Annotated in this window: 14 protein-coding genes, 1 tRNA gene and 1 pseudogene; 8 read left to right on the forward strand and 8 right to left on the reverse strand. The window is 64.1% G+C overall.

All coding sequences use genetic code 11. The annotated features are described in order from the left end of the window. A pseudogene (locus AB5S17_RS19960) lies at positions 1-118 on the forward strand (IS481 family transposase); the annotation flags it as partial. Positions 119-456: 338 nt separating this feature from the next. Here the strand turns inward: AB5S17_RS19960 and AB5S17_RS19965 are convergent. Further along, positions 457-532, reverse strand: a tRNA-Arg gene (locus AB5S17_RS19965). 148 nt (positions 533-680) lie between these two features. Beyond that, a complete protein-coding gene (locus AB5S17_RS19970) occupies positions 681-1,436 on the reverse strand; it encodes a hypothetical protein (protein WP_369242703.1) in 756 nt (251 codons plus the stop codon). 253 nt (positions 1,437-1,689) lie between these two features. Here AB5S17_RS19970 and AB5S17_RS19975 point away from each other — a divergent pair, with 253 nt between their 5' ends. The 7 genes from AB5S17_RS19975 (at position 1,690) to AB5S17_RS20005 (ending at position 8,236) form a co-directional block, all read left to right on the forward strand. After that, positions 1,690-3,231 (forward strand): MobA/MobL family protein, encoded by a 1,542-nt coding sequence (locus tag AB5S17_RS19975; protein ID WP_369242705.1) that lies wholly within the window; start codon positions 1,690-1,692, stop codon positions 3,229-3,231. Continuing rightward, the gene (locus tag AB5S17_RS19980) at positions 3,197-3,814 is read left to right on the forward strand and encodes a hypothetical protein (protein WP_369242707.1); all 618 of its coding nucleotides are present in this window, start codon (positions 3,197-3,199) and stop codon (positions 3,812-3,814) included. The genes AB5S17_RS19975 and AB5S17_RS19980 overlap by 35 nt, the downstream gene beginning before the upstream one ends. A gap of 24 nt (positions 3,815-3,838) precedes the next feature. Further along, complete coding sequence (locus AB5S17_RS19985; RefSeq protein WP_369242709.1) at positions 3,839-4,207, forward strand: hypothetical protein; 369 nt, start codon at positions 3,839-3,841, stop codon at positions 4,205-4,207. A gap of 28 nt (positions 4,208-4,235) precedes the next feature. After that, entirely contained in the window at positions 4,236-4,880 is a 645-nt protein-coding gene (locus tag AB5S17_RS19990; protein ID WP_369242711.1) for a hypothetical protein, read from the forward strand. Between the two features lie 112 nt (positions 4,881-4,992). Beyond that, positions 4,993-5,973: a hypothetical protein gene (locus AB5S17_RS19995; protein WP_369242713.1), complete on the forward strand. Its 981-nt coding sequence runs from the start codon at positions 4,993-4,995 to the stop codon at positions 5,971-5,973. Positions 5,974-6,108: 135 nt separating this feature from the next. Then, complete coding sequence (locus AB5S17_RS20000) at positions 6,109-6,366, forward strand: hypothetical protein (protein WP_369242715.1); 258 nt, start codon at positions 6,109-6,111, stop codon at positions 6,364-6,366. 1 nt (position 6,367) lies between these two features. Beyond that, entirely contained in the window at positions 6,368-8,236 is a 1,869-nt protein-coding gene (locus AB5S17_RS20005) for an AAA family ATPase (RefSeq protein ID WP_369242717.1), read from the forward strand. A gap of 464 nt (positions 8,237-8,700) precedes the next feature. Here AB5S17_RS20005 and AB5S17_RS20010 read toward each other — a convergent pair whose 3' ends face one another. From AB5S17_RS20010 to AB5S17_RS20035, 6 genes are all read right to left on the reverse strand, one after another. After that, positions 8,701-10,488, reverse strand: a complete 1,788-nt coding sequence (locus AB5S17_RS20010) for a gamma-glutamyltransferase family protein (RefSeq protein ID WP_369242719.1) — start codon at positions 10,486-10,488, stop codon at positions 8,701-8,703. 28 nt (positions 10,489-10,516) lie between these two features. Further along, complete coding sequence (locus AB5S17_RS20015) at positions 10,517-11,305, reverse strand: ABC transporter permease (RefSeq protein WP_369242721.1); 789 nt, start codon at positions 11,303-11,305, stop codon at positions 10,517-10,519. Next, on the reverse strand, positions 11,305-12,159 hold the full coding sequence (locus tag AB5S17_RS20020; RefSeq protein ID WP_369242723.1) for an ABC transporter permease: 855 nt from the start codon (positions 12,157-12,159) through the stop codon (positions 11,305-11,307). Before AB5S17_RS20020 ends, AB5S17_RS20015 begins: the two co-directional genes overlap by 1 nt. A gap of 20 nt (positions 12,160-12,179) precedes the next feature. After that, entirely contained in the window at positions 12,180-13,265 is a 1,086-nt protein-coding gene (locus AB5S17_RS20025; RefSeq protein ID WP_369242726.1) for an ABC transporter ATP-binding protein, read from the reverse strand. Further along, complete coding sequence (locus AB5S17_RS20030; protein ID WP_369242728.1) at positions 13,262-14,581, reverse strand: hypothetical protein; 1,320 nt, start codon at positions 14,579-14,581, stop codon at positions 13,262-13,264. Before AB5S17_RS20030 ends, AB5S17_RS20025 begins: the two co-directional genes overlap by 4 nt. 65 nt (positions 14,582-14,646) lie before the next feature. Continuing rightward, positions 14,647-15,711 carry a PotD/PotF family extracellular solute-binding protein gene (locus AB5S17_RS20035; protein WP_369242730.1) on the reverse strand — a complete coding sequence of 355 codons (1,065 nt, stop codon included), beginning with the start codon at positions 15,709-15,711 and terminating at the stop codon, positions 14,647-14,649. Positions 15,712-15,720: the final 9 nt, after the last annotated feature.

Consider the following 15,720-nt stretch of genomic DNA (forward strand, 5'->3'; position numbering starts at 1 on the left):
ACGACTGAAGACCCTAAGAGGCCTCACGCCGTTCGAGCATGTCGTCCGATGCTGGACAGAAGAGCCCGAACGATTCACAAACGATCCGACCCATCACATACCGGGACTAAACACCTAGGCATGGAGAGCCCCTCAGGAACCGCCGGATGCAGTCCAACGATAATCTGAAGGCTGCCGGGACGATCACGCCGGAGGTATTCGGCGCCCTGCGGGTCGCGGGCCGTAATCTGCGGCGTCTGTGGTGGAGTCATGGAAGCCCGCCTTGGGACCCACGCCTAGAGGATCGGCGGCGCTCTTTAGGGTTCGCGGCGCCGCCGACAGCCGCGCCCGGAAAGACCGTCTAAGCAGGACGGCGCAGCGAGCGCGCGATGCGCATTCAGAGCAAGAAAATGCTCGCGATGCGGAATAATTGAGTTCTTTGGGTGGAAATTCGCAAACTATGCGTCGCGTGACAAATGGTGACCCCTCCTGGGCTCGAACCAGGGACCTACGGTTTAGAAGACCGTTGCTCTATCCGCTGAGCTAAGGGACCGGTGCGGCTGGACTGCGGGCGAGACGTGCTCGTCCGTCCGCTCGCCGCGAATCATGTTCTATGACATCGAGATCTGCATGCGCCCGTCGCCGGGCGGTGGCTCGCGCCGTCCGCCCGATTCCACTCTGTTGCGAGGAAAAGTCGCTTATTATGAGTGTTTGTCGCAGTTTATGCGTCGCACCATATCTGGATCGTTCGGCAGGAGCACCCGCAGCCGATCGCGGATGGTGATTCCCGGGGCGATCCGCAGGAAGCTGCGGGATAAGAGCTTCGAGTTCCGGCTTCGGGCGATGTTGATCGCCTGCCAGGCGATCAACATCGCCATCACGGTGGTCTTGCCCGCGCCGGTTGCGAGCTTCAGGGCGACGCGGAAGAGATCGGGAGCCCCGGGCGTCGTCGCGCTGGCATTCGCCTCGCTTAGCCAATCGAGGAAGCGCCTGCCGCGCCCGCCGGCCTTCGGCGCCACCTCGGCCAGCCAGATCGCCGTCTCGACCGCTTCCAACTGGCAGAAGAACGGGCGGATCGGTCGGCTCGCGTCCTGCTGCAGGGCCCGCCAATGTCTAAGGAGGTTCGCCGTCACGGGCGAGACCCGCCACTGTTCGGGGGTCGGCAGGCTTCGCCAGGTCTCGATCTCCTGCCGGAGCTCGTTGATGATCGGCGTCGGGTTGGATTCCTGGACGTCCGTCGAGAGCCCGTGGCCGGCTTCGTAGACCATCTCGGCCTGCTCCGCGCGCGACCGCTTCTTCGGCGCCGGGATGGCGGAGATCAGCTCGGCCCGGCGGCGGGTGTCGAGAATCCGGTCTGTCGGCCGCCCCTGCAGATCCAGCTCCCACTGACGGGACGGCTTCCGGTACGGGGAGTTAAGGATGGGCTGTTCGAAGAAGGTCTGCGCCGCGGCGGGCATCGATCACCGAATCGGTTGTGTCGCGTGATTCTCCACACCGTAGGATAATCCTTCCTTCCATGCAGCAGCAGGTCGCGTGAGAGGCGTCGCCGCGCCAGAACCACCGGAGCTGCGGCTCTCGCAGCCAGGTATCGTTCTTTCCCACACGCCTGCTGGCAGGCAGCTCTCAGAAAGCCGCAGGATCGGAAAGCAGGTTCGAGTAGAGCCGATTCGCCCCCGGCTCCTCGGAACTTTCAAGCGGCCGTGGGAGAGAATGATCATCGAGAGGATGAATTCACTAACACATCGGTGGGTGATGAAAGCCAAGGGTGTCCACGTCAGCTACAGCCGCGTGTCGCGCCGCACCGGATATACAGCTTTGACTCGTAGCCGGTACCAGATGGGTTTGGGCGTAGGGGACCGGGATAAAGGTGTCCACTTGCGCCAAAAGATTCTGGCTCCACCCGATGCGCCTTCATGGGTTTTCGATCCTGAGAAGCTTTGGTCAGCCGTCGCGAGTGCGGAGCGCCGACGCGATGCCTTGGAAGCTTGGTTTCTGGATATCCAGTGGCCTCGCGAGCTTCCGCTGGATCTTTTCGAGGAGGTTGCCGAAGGGATCTATGGGCAGTTCCGTGATCTTGGTCTGGTCGCGCAGACGGACTTGGAGATGACCACGGCTGAAGGCGGAGGAGAGAATCCGCACGTCCACGGGCTGATCTCGACACGTCCCCTCGGATCGGGCGGCTTCGCCACGCATAAGTGCAGGCGCTTAAATACGTGGTTCCGGCTGGCCGGTGGCTTTGGGCCGCGATTTCATGTTGCCAAAGTCTTGAACGATGCGGCTACTAGGTACGGTATCGCGGTCACGTTCGACGGGAAGTCGAATTCCGCGAGAGACTTGCCGCCGGGGGAGGATCCCGTTCCGAAATGGGCGCTTCGAAATCCCGAGGGAGCGAAGGCGCGGCATCTTCTTGACGTTCGGAAGCGTCAGCGCGGCCTTCGGCAGATGTATGATGAGGCGGCGAGGGAAATGGCAAATTCTGAAGCAGCACTCGCGAAGCGGCGCGCCGAGCAAGCTGCTGTTGTCGAGCAACAGCCGGCATTTCGTGAGAAGCCCGGCTACCGTGCGGCGGTGGAGCGCTGGAGGACTTGTCCGCTGCCCGCAGCCGTTACCTTTCCAGGCGATGCGGGGACGGCATATCCGGCAGAAGGCGATGACCTTGTCTGGGACGACGGCAGCGCAATCCGGGTCGACCGGGTGACGTTCTCAGCCACGCGACTTGTGTGCGCCCTGGCACGATCGAAGGGCTGGGACCACGTCGACTTCATGATCGTCGCCAAGACATCCCTCTACACTTCCTCCACGCCGGCAACCTTGCTCGGCCTTGCGCCGTCGAGCTTTTATCGAACAGCGACTCTTCTCGTCGGGATTCTAGGACGGTCCGACTGGAGCGAGGTTCTGCTTTCGTGGCGAGAAGGACTGCGGCTTGATCGATCAGAAGCGCTGGCAGCGATTGTGGATGAGCTTGGTGCTCTTCAGTCGATGGGAGCTCCAGCACCCTCGCAAGATGAAATTGTCGGCATCCTTAACGACAGGGAGCCTCCGAACTCTTGGGCACGCTACAAGTTGGGTGTCGAAGCTGAGCTCTCCGATGTATGGGCGCTGCAAGCGGGACGCGCTCTGCAGGTGGTTGATCGCTTCGATACAGGAACAGACCCAGACGAAGATTTCCAACTTTCAGGGCTTTCGACGATAACCTCCGACGAAGCGGCGGAGGCTGATGACGATGTCCAAACGAGCAAAATGCGCGTGTGAAATCGAGCGGATCGATAGCGAGATCCGTCAACTTAAGGCCCGCAAGGCTCATCTTCACAGGGAAATGAGGCTGCTGTCCGCAAAGACGGCGAAGCGCGCGGAAGCCCTGATCGCAAAATCGGTGACGATGATCGTGCAGGCTGGGGAAAGCCTCACCAGTGACGCGATCGTGATGAGGGTCCAGGCCGACGCCGGGCCGAGAGATGCGGACGCTGTGGAGCTCGTTCGGGAGCGGATGGTCTCGCTTGTGCCCAACCGCCCGGAGGTGATGGAGGGACCCGTTGCTACGATCGCGGCCGAATCCGTCGGCAATGCTTCGGATGCTTCGAACGATGCAGTTTGCGAGCATCGGGAGGATGCAGGGCTTAAGGGAGGAGCGGACGCAGCCCGGGACGGCCTCGTCACAGGTCACTTCACGGAAACCCACGTGAAAATGGGGGCTTCGCGGGTTGACCCGACCGCCGTTACAGCGGCGAAGGGTTTTCGACTGTCAAGCCCGATCCGTAACAGCTTCGATCCGCCACGTCTGATTGACAATGCTGACGTTGATCCTCAGGAGCCGACAGACTACCGCGAGGGGTAGGCGGTGAGACAAGTCGGATCGCGTGTGAAGTCCGGCGACGTCTTGCCGCTCCTTGGCAAGATCCAAGATGTTCAAACGATGATGCGCGACTTTGGATGCGCCGCTCGTCCTGCAAACTCGCGCGGACAGTGGCTGCCCAAGGGGCGTTCACTTTTCCCACGAAAGCGCGAAATCAGATTAAAAAGACCGCTAATAGGATTCGGAGTATCCGATAAAATTTTATTGAAATTATTCGTATTAAGCACGATCAGCGAAACTTCGCGACAGAACTTTACTTTGATCTCCTGCCGATTATGTTGCGAGTATCGGCGGGAATTCCCGTTCGACAACCAGGTCATGATGCAGGCGGCCGAGCGGCCGCTGGTGGGATTGCAGTCCCGACCAGCAGCCTGACCACCAACGACTCGTAGGAGGAGTCTCGATGGCTAACGCGCTTTTCGCGCGCGCAGCGGAGCTGCGCAACGTTTTTTCCACTTCTGAGAGGAAGCCGGTGCATCCCGGACCCTCGCCGCATGACTGCCCCCCCGGCGAGACTTGGTCGGACGAGTTCCCCCGCCCCATCGGCACGCGGATCATCGGCGGCATGCCCTACGTGACGGGACTCGCTCCGATCATGCGGATCGACGACATCCCCGACCTGCCGGATGACCTCAAGAGCGAACTCGCGCTGCGCGCGCTCCAGGAGCGCGAGAGCGACGCGGACGCTGATCTGAGCGTCCGGCGGTGCGTGGCGGGGGGCGATGCCGCTGCCGGCGAAGGCGCGGCTGTGATCGCAAGCGGGCAGAGCACCGCGTCGGTCGCGGCAACCAGCTCGCCGGAAGACGCCTTCGGCCCCGTGTTCACGGGACCGGAAATCCGGGCCGCCCGCCAACTGATCGCGCTCTTGATCCGCCAGACGCTCCTCACGGTTGGAGATGCCGGTCGTGAGATCTCCGGCAACCTGATCACCCGGGATCTCTGCCGCCGGCTGTGCGCGCTGGGGCTCGTGACGATCGATGAGTCCAGCCGCGGGCATCGGTCGTTCGTCCGGATCGCAGCCCCCGAGAACGTCGGCACGAGCGCCTGAGGCCGACCGGTCGCGCCGCCAGAGTTCTGATCTAGATCACCGCCAGCTCGCGGCGGCGCCCCTGTCCATTTCCCACCTTTCAAGACTGGCCGAGGCTAGCAGGAGAATAGTCATGCCCAAGCGCCGCCTGTCGCGCGAGAATCACGCCCGCACGTTCGGAATCCGCCCCCACGACAGTCATCCATCGCCCGACAGAGCGGCAGGCGCCGCGTCGACTGACGGCATCTCCCTCTATGTCGACGAGGTTGCGGTCAGCATCGTGGCTGGCGCAGTCGCTGCGGCAGAAGTGCTGGACCCGAGCAGCATGCTCGGGATCTACTCGTTCCTGGCGACGGCGCTCCGCTCCATCGTCACGCGAGCTGGGCAAGCCATCCCCGCCGTCATCGCGAAGGCCCTTTCTTACGATCCCGATCTGACGGTGCTGCAGGAATTCGAGCTTCCGCTGACGCGCGCCGCCACCGAAGTCGTCGAAAAAAACCGGCATCTTGTCGAGATCGACCTCGCTCACGACCTTCACCCTGTCGGCTCCTATACGGCCGACTTGATCGTCATCGACACGACGACCCGTCATGCCACGATCTTGGAATGCCGACGCGGGAGCGTCCCGTTCTCGTCCCCCAAGATCGCGTCGACGCTGCGGACGCTGCGCGTCGCCGCGCTTTCCGCGCGGAGCCGGTTGGAGGCAGACGGCTTCAGAGTCGCCACTGTCAGTTGTGGCGTAATCGATCGCTACGGACGGGCTGGGTACGATGCGGCCATGACGGTCGGGCCGGAGGAACTCGACTCTCTCTTCGAAATTCCCGTTCTTCCATACCTCGATCGTCTCGACGCCCGCATCCGCGAAGAACTCGAACATCGACTGGGGCCGATCCCCCAGTCTTGTTCGCTCCACGATCGGTCGACCGAGGCAGACAAGTCGGCTTGGGGCACCTCCGTCGAAACTGATGTTGACGACAAGCCGCCCACCAACTTCGGCATCGGTCGAAAGGTAGAGGGCCGGTTATCGCTCTCGCGCCTGATCGGACCGGCGGAAGTGCGCCGTAGTGCGGCAGCCCGTCGACGGCGCGGCGGCGGGCAGGATCGCCTGCATTAATCACGCCGAGACCAAGATCCGAGGTCGCTGCGTGCAGCTGGTCTCGGGTCTGCGTCCTCGGCTCGTCCCGCCGACGTCTTGTGCTTCGCGAAATGCGCTCCGCGCTCATCCTCCCAAAATCGAGGAGACTTCCATATGTCCTCCACCGACTCCCCTCCGCTCGGCTCCAGCAGGGTCGAAACCTCACGCTCCGCGACCGTCCTGCCGGTCAGCATCTCCGTTCTGGTCGCGGCCGCCCTCCGGCTGGGCAAGCGGCGGCTCCCGGCGTCGGAACGAATGCGGCTGATCCGCCACCTCGAGGCTCGGGCATCGGCCGAGCCGACGGCCCGGATGGTGCTGGCCTGGCTGGCCTGCAGGCCCGATCGCGGCGGACCGGCAGACGGGGAGATCTGAGATGGCAGCTGCGAAGATCAGCAAGTTCGGGCCGAAGAACACGTCCGGGTCGCTTCCCGCGGAGCCGATTGAGACTTTGGACGACGATCAGGATTTGGCGCAGTACATTGCGGACGAGATCGCGGATCGCCTGCAGCGGGCGCGCTTCACCGAATACACGCTTCATCTCGCGATCAAGCGGGCCCTTCAAGCGGTCGATCCACGACTTCTGGGAAGGCAGGCGGGCACGCTTGTGCTCATGCGACTGCCGAGCGAACGATGGCGGGATGCTGCGGAACATGGCTTCGCGCGCGCCCTGGAGGCCATTCTCGGCTCCGAACAATCCCTGGCGAGGGGGTTCATTACGCTACCGGAGATCTCGACCGAAAAGTGGAAGCGCTCGGACCCGGAAGACAGGGTCGAGGGCGTCCTGGCCCGACTGATGACCGCCTCCGTGCTGCTGGTCGCTTTCGGCCGCGACACCGTCCATCCAGCACTGGAGGCTATGGTGGATCTCGTAGTCGACCTGTCGGCCATTCCGTTGGATTGCCTGGGCCAAGCATGGAGGCGACGCTTCGGCGAGGAAGCGGGTGGATGGCCGCTCACCGTCGATCCGCTCCGCCTCTCGCCGATGCTCATCGATGCGCTTGTCGCGCGAGCAGCGACTTCGGGTGCGGCGGCGGCCAGCCTCGCAGTGCCGACTCTCGTCGCACAAGACGTCTCGCAGGGCCCTCGCCTGGAAGACCTTCACGGGTACGGCGCCGCGAAGGAATGGGGTTTGCGCCTCGTGCAATCCCTCGAAGATTTTCGGGCCGGCCGGATCTCGGCGGCCGACATCGACGGTGGCGCACTTTTGGCAGGGCCCCCTGGAACCGGCAAGACGTTGCTTGCCAGCTCGCTTGCGAGGTCGGCGGATGTTCCGTTCTTCCCGACCTCCTACGCCGCCTGGCAAAGTGCCGGTGAGGGGCATCTCGGCAATGTCCTGAAGGAAATGAGGCGCATCTTTTCGGCAGCCTCGGCAGTCGCGCCGGCGTTGATCTTCATCGACGAGATCGACACGCTGCAGGCCCGTGGCTCGACCGGGCGCTACGACGACTGGTGGCGGTCGATCATCAATGCGCTGCTCGAATGTATGGACGGCACCGACCGGCGAGCGGGCGTCATCGTTCTCGCCGCATGCAACGAAGACAGAAATCTCGACGCCGCCTTGGTTCGTTCGGGGCGGCTCGACAGACGCTTCTACGTCGGGTTGCCGTCGAGCGACGATCTCGGCCGAATTCTGCGTCATCACCTTCCGGAGTTGGCGGACGATGATGTGCAGCCGGTCGCGACCTTTCTCGCCGGCACGGCATCCGGTGCTGACGCTGCTCGGATCGCTCGCGATGCACGTCATGCCGCACGAGCGGCGAGCCGTGACGTGTCGGCCGCCGACCTGATGGCGGCCGCCGTTCCACCCGACACACGGCCTGAAGCGGTGCGCAGGCGGATCGCTGTTCACGAGGCCGGCCATGCTACCGCGGTCCTGCGCCAGGGCAGGGTTCCAAACAGCCTTTCGATCGCCTGCGCCGGTGGGGGAAGGGTGGTGCACGAGCGCGAGCAAACCGAACTCGTCCTGTCCGAGCTGCGCGCGCAGCTTGCTGTTCATCTGGCCGGCCGGGCGGCGGAAGAAATCGTTCTCGGTGCGGTCTCGGCGGGCGCCGGAGGCGTGGATGCATCGGACCTCGGGCAGGCGACGAAGCTGGTCGCTCTGCTGGAAGGGCGCCTGGGTCTCGGGGCGCGCATCAGCGTCGCCGAGACCGTGGACCAGGAATTGGTCGAGCGCCGGCTGCGGGTCGCCTATGTGAGTCAGATCCCCTTTATGACCCCGGTTCATAATCCGCTCTGCTGCTGATCCAGATATTTATCGGTGTGACCCTGCGCCGATCGGCGTCGAACCCCAGCGCCGATTCACACACTCAGAAGAGCTCTCCAGTTTTCCGAGGCAAGTCCAATGGTCGTCGCTCACAACCACGAGGGCCTTGGCGACTGCACGCCAAGGTCTTCGGCGCCACCCACCGGCGACGCCGCCACGATGCTGCGCAGTTCGGCCACAAGAGCCGCCGCCGCCGCGGCAGTCTGATATGCGCTCGCTGAAATCGACTGTCTTTCGGCACCACATGACGCCCCCATCCGCCCAAGTGGGAGCGAAGGCTAGGCGCGCCGATCGGCGCTGAGATCCCAAGCCGCCGCTCCACGCCCAACATCACCAGCCCGCGGCAATCGTAGCGCTGGCCCGGCACGATTGCGCGGTGCCATCATCACGTATTCGGAGCGTGAGGGATGGGCGGGGAGCCGCTCCGGATTTCCCGTGACAGTTCATCGCCCGATCGCATAGCCCTGCATGTATCGCGGGGATGCTGCACCGAACATCCGACCGTCACGCAGTCCCACGGCGCATAGGCGTCCGAGATCCCACGGGCCCTTTACGTCCATGAGATGACCTCGATCGCGCAAAGCTTCGATGGTTTCGGCAGGGAAGCGCGCTTCGACCGCGAGATGGCCTGGCCGCATCCCGCGGGGATAGAAGCTGGCGGGAAAATGCGCCGTCTGGAACGTGGGCGCGTCGATGGCTTCCTGCAGATTCATCCGGTGATGGAGGTGACGCAGAAGCAGCTGAACCGACCATTGGTCCTGTTGATCACCGCCCGGCGTGCCGAGGGCGATCGCCGCCTCGCCGTCGCGTGTCACAAGGGTCGGCGTCAAGGTCGTGCGCGGGCGTCTGCCGGGGGCAAGACCGGACGGCATCGCCTCATCCAGCCAAAACATCTGGCCGCGCGTCGTCATGCAGAAGCCGAGATCCGGTATGGTCGGAGAGGCCTGCAGCCAGCCGCCCGAAGGCGTCGCCGACACCATGTTGCCCCACCTGTCGACGACATCGACATGCACGGTGTCGCCGCGCATCTCCGGCAGGACGGCGAAAGTCGGCTCGCCCGTGCCGAATGTCGACACGTCTCCCTTGCCGGCATTCGCCAGGAGAAATTCCAGCCGGCTCTCCATCCCCTCGATGCGTCCCGGCTGGAGTTCATGGGAGGCGCTCGCCATGTCCACATGCTTGCGGCGCGCGTCGTTGTAGGCATCGCTCAGCAACGTCTCGATCGGAACTTCGTTGAAATCTGGATCGCCGTAAAAGATTTCCCGGTCGGCGAAGGCGAGCTTGGCGCATTCCGTCACGACGTGGACGAAATCGGGGCTCGTCGGCGGCATGGCCTCCAGATCGAAGCCTTTCAGCAGAGCGAGCTGCTGGAGAAACACCGGCCCTTGCCCCCACGGACCGGTCTTGTGCACCTCGTGGCCGGCATAGCGATAGCTGACCGGCTCTTCGTATGTCGCCTGCCAGGACGCCAGATCGTCGGCATCCATGACGCCGCGATTGCGCCTGCCGGACGTGTCGAGCACCGCCTCCTGCTGAAAGAACCGGTGGACTGCTTCGGCGACGAAGCCCTTGTAGAAAACCTCCGTCGCGCGCGTCATCTGCGCCGCAACGTCTGGACCGCACGCCTGCGCTTCATCGACGATGCGCTGGAACGTCGCCGCGATCTTCGGACTGCGGAAGAGATGGCCCGGGCGCGGCGCGTCGCCGTCGACCAACCAGGCCTCCGCCGACGTCGGCCATTCGGAAAGGAAGAAGTCGCGCCCCGACAGGATGGAGGCGCACATCCGCGGCACTGCCGGGAAACCGGAGGCCGCGTATCCGATGGCATAGCTGAGGATGTCGCCAAGGGGCAGGCTGCCATAATCGCGCAGCATCAACATCCAGGCGCCGAAGGCGCCCGGCACGACCGCCGGCAGAAGGCCCGTCCCGGGCACGACATCGAGGCCGAGTCCGCGAATGTGCGCGATCGAAAGGCCCCGTGGCGCGACGCCTTGCCCGCAGACGACGCGAACTTTGCCCTCCTGCGCGCTGCGGAGAAGAATCGGAACTTCGCCGCCGGGGCCGTTGAGGTGCGGCTCGACGATCTGAAGGACGAAACCCGCGGCGCCTGCGGCATCGAACGCGTTGCCGCCTTTCTCCAGAACGGCCATGGCCGACGAACTGGCGAGCCAGTGGGTGGTCGATACCATGCCGAACGTGCCCACCAACTCCGGACGGGTGGTGAAATTCATGGTGACATTCTCCGATGGCTGCTGGGTTCTAGGAGCGGACGATCCGCCCGAGGCCGATGGCGCGCTCGACGAGGAGGACCAGAAGCAAGATCATGGCGACCTGAAGCGTCGATGCCGCGGCAATCACCAGCTGGCTTCCCTGGAACTGCAGGTAGCTGAAGATCTCGATCGGAAGCGTGGTGACGCCCGGGCCGGTCAGGAAGAGCGCGGTGTTCAATTCGCCGAAGGACACGATGAATGCGAAGAGCCAGCCCGAGACGACGCCGGGCCAGATCAGCGGCAGGGTGATGAGGAGGAAGCCGCGCATGGGCGAGGCGCCGAGACTGCTGCCCGCCTCTTCCAGCGAGACATCGAAGCTCTGCAGGCTGGAGAGCGTCGCGCGGAAGCAGTAGGGCAGCCCGACGACGATATGGGCCAGCGCCAGGCCAGGCAGGATCGGCATGCCGACCAGCCTGTAGCAGAGGAGGAGGGCCAGGCCGAGAATGATCGTCGGGAACACCAGCGGCGCCATGAAGAGCGACTGCATGATCCCCGACATGCGGCCGCGTCGGCGGGAGACGTAGAGCGCGGCCATGACGCCGAGCACGATCGAGACAACCGACGTGCCGACGGCGAGCTCCAGGCTGAGGAGAAAGGCGCTCCGCATGTTGGGCAGCGAGAAGAACTCCTGGAACCAGCGAAGCGACAGGCCTGGCGGGGGAAAGCTGAAGTAGTCGCCGGACGAGAAGGAGGCGAGGACGACCAGCGCCAGCGGTCCGATGATCAGCAGCAGGACCACGCCGGTGACGGCATAGAGGATTGCGTTGATCGCCCGCATCAGCCTTTTCCCTGCACGCGCTGGGGCCGGAGCCCGGCTTGGATGAGGGCGCCGACAATCAGCGCGAACGCCAGGAGGACGAATGACAGAGACGCCGCCTTCGGCCATTGTAGCGTGGTGACCGAATCGTAGACGAGACTGACGAGGAGCTTGAATCGCGGCCCGCCGAGCAGCGTGATCGTCACATAGGCGCTCAGCGTCAGGAAAAACACCAGCGACAACCCGGCTGCGACGCCCGGGCTGGACAGCGGCCATGTGACATGAATGAAGCTGCGAACCGGGCCCGCCCCCAGGGATTGGGCCGCCTCCTGATAGGATTTGTCGAGGCCCGCCAGCGTATTGGCGACGGAGATGATCATGTAGGGCAGAAGGATGGTCAGGAGCCCCGCGCCGACCGCGCCGGCGCTGTTCAACATCCGCAGCGGGTAGGGGATCAACGACATGTCGACGAGCGTGACGTTGATCAGTCCTTCGCGTCCGAGGATCGTGATCCAGCCATAGGCCCGCACGACATTGCTGACCATCAGCGGGAACAGGAGCACCATCAGCATGACGAGGCGTTTGCGCGGCGTCATGCGCGAGACCACCACGGCGACGGGATAGCCAAGCAGCAGGCAGGTGCCGAGGACGATCAGCGCCGTGACGAGCGTGCGCTGCAGGATGAGCCAGTAGAAACTGTCCTGCGCAAGGGCGAGATAGTTTCCGATGGTCACCTGGTACTGAAAGAGCTCCTCCGGGGAGGGTGTCATGAAACTGATGACGAAGAGGAAGGCCAGCGGCGCCACGAAGAAGGCGCAGATCATCAGCAGCGGAGGAAGGGCGAGGACGACGAGCGTCGGTCGCAGCATTCGCATTCCCGAACTCTCCCGCATCCTCAGGCGCTCTTCATCGGAACGAGGCTGCTCTCGGCCCAGGCGCAGTCCACCACCATGCCGGGCGCCGGCGACCAGTCGCGGGTGGCGTCGTTTTGCAGCAGTCCGGAGAACGCGGTGCCGGAACGATCCATGATCACATGCGTCGTCGGCCCCTTGTAGACGACTTCCCGAATGACCGCCGCGATGGTCTGGCCGGGGCGTCCCTGGCCGGCTGGTGCGAGCTTGATCTTCTCGGGCCTTATCGCGAGCTTCACCCGCCCGGACCGGGGAACCCCGACCGCGGGGAGCTCGATGACCGACCCGCCGATGTCGATCCGCACCCGATCCCCCGAGACGCTCTGAATTTCACCGTCGAAAAAGTTGCTCGCTCCGAGAAAGCTGGCGACGAACTCGGTCGCCGGGCGTTCGTAGATCGCGCCGGGCGCGTCGATCTGTTCGATCTCGCCGGCGCGCATGACCGCGACCTGATCGGCCATGGCCAGGGCTTCCTCCTGATCATGCGTCACGAAGACCGTGGTTATGCCGAGCGATTTCTGCAGGCTTCGCAGCTCGACCTGCATCTCTTCGCGCAGCAGCTTGTCCAGCGCGCCGAGCGGTTCGTCCAGAAGCAGAACGGCGGGCTTGATGACGATCGCGCGGGCGAGAGCGACCCGTTGTTGCTGGCCGCCCGACAACTGTTTGGGGTAACGGTCGGCCATCTGGTTCAGCTGGACGATCGCCAGGGCCTCCCGGACACGCTCCTCGCGCTCGCTCCGTGAGATGTGCCGCATCTTGAGCCCGAAGGCGACGTTCTCGGCCACCGACATGTGCGGGAACAGGGCGTAGTTCTGGAACACCATGCCGAAGCTGCGCCGATAGGGCGCGACTCGGGTGACGTTCTCTCCGCGGATGAAGATGTTGCCCGAAGTCGGCGTCTCGAACCCGGCAATCATGCGCAAGGTCGTCGTCTTGCCGCATCCGCTCGGCCCCAGTAGGGCAAAGAACGCGCCCCTCGGAATTGCCAGCGAGAGATCGCGGACTGCCATCGTCCGGCCGAAGCGCTTGCTGGCGCTCGCGAAGCGCACATCGCTGGTGTCGTCGGTCATTCGGTTCGTCCATCCTCATGGAAAGCCGCGGCCAGTGCGTCGCGATGGCGCGTCACCTCCAGCAGCCGTAGGGCAAGTTCGGCGTCGAGGAGGCGCTGGGCGGTCCCGGACAGCGGCGCCGGCGTCGCTAGGGAGGCGGCTGCGTCCTCGAGCATGATCGTCATGCCGCGATCCGGATTCAGCTCACCGGCCTCGAAGCATCGCATGATATTCGTCAGGCGCATCCGTTCGCGCTCGAAGAGCGCTTGCAGCGGTCCGGACCCGCAGTCGATCGCGGGCAGCGCATCGAGCACCGCCGTCTTGACGCGCTCGGACACGTCCGTCGGCTGCCTGTCGAGCGCCTGCCCGCCGGTGGAGCGCCGCGAACCGCCGGCCGATGCGCACCATTGAACGGCGTTGAAGATCAGGCGGAAGGATGGTGCGGCGTTCGGCACGTAAAAGTCGAGCGTCTCCTCCATGACCGTGCTGCCGCGGATCGGAAGATACCGTTCGATGTAGCTGGCGAAAGAGACATATTTCCGGACGAGATCGCCCATTTCCGGATGGGCCGAAAACAGAACCGCGCGTCCGTTCGGGCCGGCCGTCGACAGGATCGCTGTGCGTCCTGCCATCTCTTGATCGAAGCGCGACTCGCTGAGCGGATTGTCGATCGGGATTCTGGCCGGCATTGACAGCGACCGGAACCGGCCGTGTACCGTTACCGGTGCACGCACAGCCTCGTAGATCGGGCCGTGGTAGTAGGGCATCTCGACCAAGGGGGCGACTCCGGCGCCGAGGCCGTCGTCCTGCATGGCGATCGAGACAATACCGGCGCCGCTCTTGAGATATTCGTGCGAGTAGCGCGGACTCGCCTCTGCGAGTGCGAGCCATCCTGGCCGTCCCGAAGACAGGTAGAACGCGCCGCCGCATGAACCGATCGCGCTCCCGCCGGCGGACAGAAAGCGCCGGACCGCGGCATCCGCGCCCGCGACGTTCTCGCAACGATCGATGCCCCAGGTCGAAAAGCCGCCCGGCAGCACGAAGAGATCGACGCCGTCCAGCGCGCCCGACGCTATGTCGGGACCGTTCACGACGTCGAAGACATATCCGAGCGCGGCAAGAGCATGCGCGTAGTAGCCGCAATACGGATAGGCAGAGCCGCGCCCCCGGAGCAGCGCGATCTTCGGAAGCGAAATGTCATGCGCCTCGCCGGCTTCGACACGCGGCGCATCGGGGGGAAGGAGGTGCGCGGCGGCATCCTCGGCAAGAAGGGTCCCTGCCGGCAATGCCGCATCATTCGTCGCGAGCACGCGCAGCCCGTAGCCCGCGGCGGCCATTCGCACGGCATGCGATTCGATGGGGAAGGCCGGGCGGCCGTTCCCCTGTTGCAGGACTCGCATCGCTACTGGCCGGCGACGATCCGGTTCCAGCGGTCGACGATCTCCGTCCGATGGTCGTTCATGAACTTGTGGTCGAGCTGGATCAGGCTGTCGCGCTGTGCATCGGTGAGTTCGACGGCCTGCCGCTGGTCGGGATCGAGGAGATCGAGCGCCTTCTTGTTGGTGCCGGGATAGTTGAACGCTTGGGTCAGCGCGATCTGACCCTGCGGCGCCAGTGTCAGATTGAGAAACTCTTCCGCCAGCGCCTTGTTCGGCGTGTTCTTGGCGATGCCCGTTCCCCAGGAGATCGCGATCGCGCCCTCTTCGGGGAAGACCCACTCAACGGCCTTGTTGCGCCGCTGCACCGTCATCGTCTGCGATTTGTACAAAAGGCCGATCACCGCCTCACCGGTCGCGAAGGCGTTCATGATGGAATCGGTGTCGCCCACGAAGATCGGCTCGAGGTCGACCATCTTGCGGAACTGTTGGAAGCCGGCTTCGAGATCGGTCGGCTTCTTGCCGCCAGCGATCGCTCCGATCGGGATGATATAGGTGCCGATCGAATGGGCGATTTCCGGCAGCACGATCCGTCCCCGGTATTCTTCCTTCCAAAGGTCGGCAAACGAAGTGGGCGGCGTCTCGATCTCTTTGGAGTTGTAGGCGATGCCGATCGCCGAGTAGATCTGCGCCACCCATTGGTCGTGGACGAACTGCGGATAAACATGGGGCAGGTTGGTCAGCCGCGGCGACGATTTGTCGATGGGCTCCAGAACGCCCTGCGCCTCGGCCAGCGGGAATAGGCCGTCATGAAGCTGGACGAGATCGAAGGCCTGCTCATCGAGGCCGACCTTCAGTTTCGTGATCCGCTGGACCGGACTTGAACCGCGGTCCTCGATGACCGGAACGCCGGTCTTCTGCGTAAAGGGATCGGCGACACTCTTCTGGATGGCGTCGCCCCACAGGCCGCCCCAGGTCATCACCGTCAGATGATCGGGCTTTGTCTCGGCGAAGGACGCTCCGATCGTTCCTGGAAGAACCGAGGCTGCCGACAATCCGGCCGTCAGGGAGAGGAATGTTCTTCTGTCCATCGCTGATCC

Origin of the sequence: Jiella sp. M17.18 (assembly GCF_041027365.1) — a bacterium.
GTDB lineage: Bacteria > Pseudomonadota > Alphaproteobacteria > Rhizobiales > Rhizobiaceae > VKMB-3413.

Coding starts and splice junctions, on each gene's coding strand:
- AB5S17_RS20015 (WP_369242721.1), bottom strand. CDS start 11,305: ATGCGGGCGATCAACGCAATCCTCTATGCCGTCACCGGCGTGGTCCTG.
- AB5S17_RS19975 (WP_369242705.1), top strand. CDS start 1,690: ATGATCATCGAGAGGATGAATTCACTAACACATCGGTGGGTGATGAAA.
- AB5S17_RS20025 (WP_369242726.1), bottom strand. CDS start 13,265: ATGACCGACGACACCAGCGATGTGCGCTTCGCGAGCGCCAGCAAGCGC.
- AB5S17_RS20005 (WP_369242717.1), top strand. CDS start 6,368: ATGGCAGCTGCGAAGATCAGCAAGTTCGGGCCGAAGAACACGTCCGGG.
- AB5S17_RS20000 (WP_369242715.1), top strand. CDS start 6,109: ATGTCCTCCACCGACTCCCCTCCGCTCGGCTCCAGCAGGGTCGAAACC.
- AB5S17_RS20010 (WP_369242719.1), bottom strand. CDS start 10,488: ATGAATTTCACCACCCGTCCGGAGTTGGTGGGCACGTTCGGCATGGTA.
- AB5S17_RS19980 (WP_369242707.1), top strand. CDS start 3,197: ATGACGATGTCCAAACGAGCAAAATGCGCGTGTGAAATCGAGCGGATC.
- AB5S17_RS19990 (WP_369242711.1), top strand. CDS start 4,236: ATGGCTAACGCGCTTTTCGCGCGCGCAGCGGAGCTGCGCAACGTTTTT.
- AB5S17_RS19970 (WP_369242703.1), bottom strand. CDS start 1,436: ATGCCCGCCGCGGCGCAGACCTTCTTCGAACAGCCCATCCTTAACTCC.
- AB5S17_RS20030 (WP_369242728.1), bottom strand. CDS start 14,581: ATGGCCGCCGCGGGCTACGGGCTGCGCGTGCTCGCGACGAATGATGCG.
- AB5S17_RS20035 (WP_369242730.1), bottom strand. CDS start 15,711: ATGGACAGAAGAACATTCCTCTCCCTGACGGCCGGATTGTCGGCAGCC.
- AB5S17_RS20020 (WP_369242723.1), bottom strand. CDS start 12,159: ATGCGAATGCTGCGACCGACGCTCGTCGTCCTCGCCCTTCCTCCGCTG.
- AB5S17_RS19995 (WP_369242713.1), top strand. CDS start 4,993: ATGCCCAAGCGCCGCCTGTCGCGCGAGAATCACGCCCGCACGTTCGGA.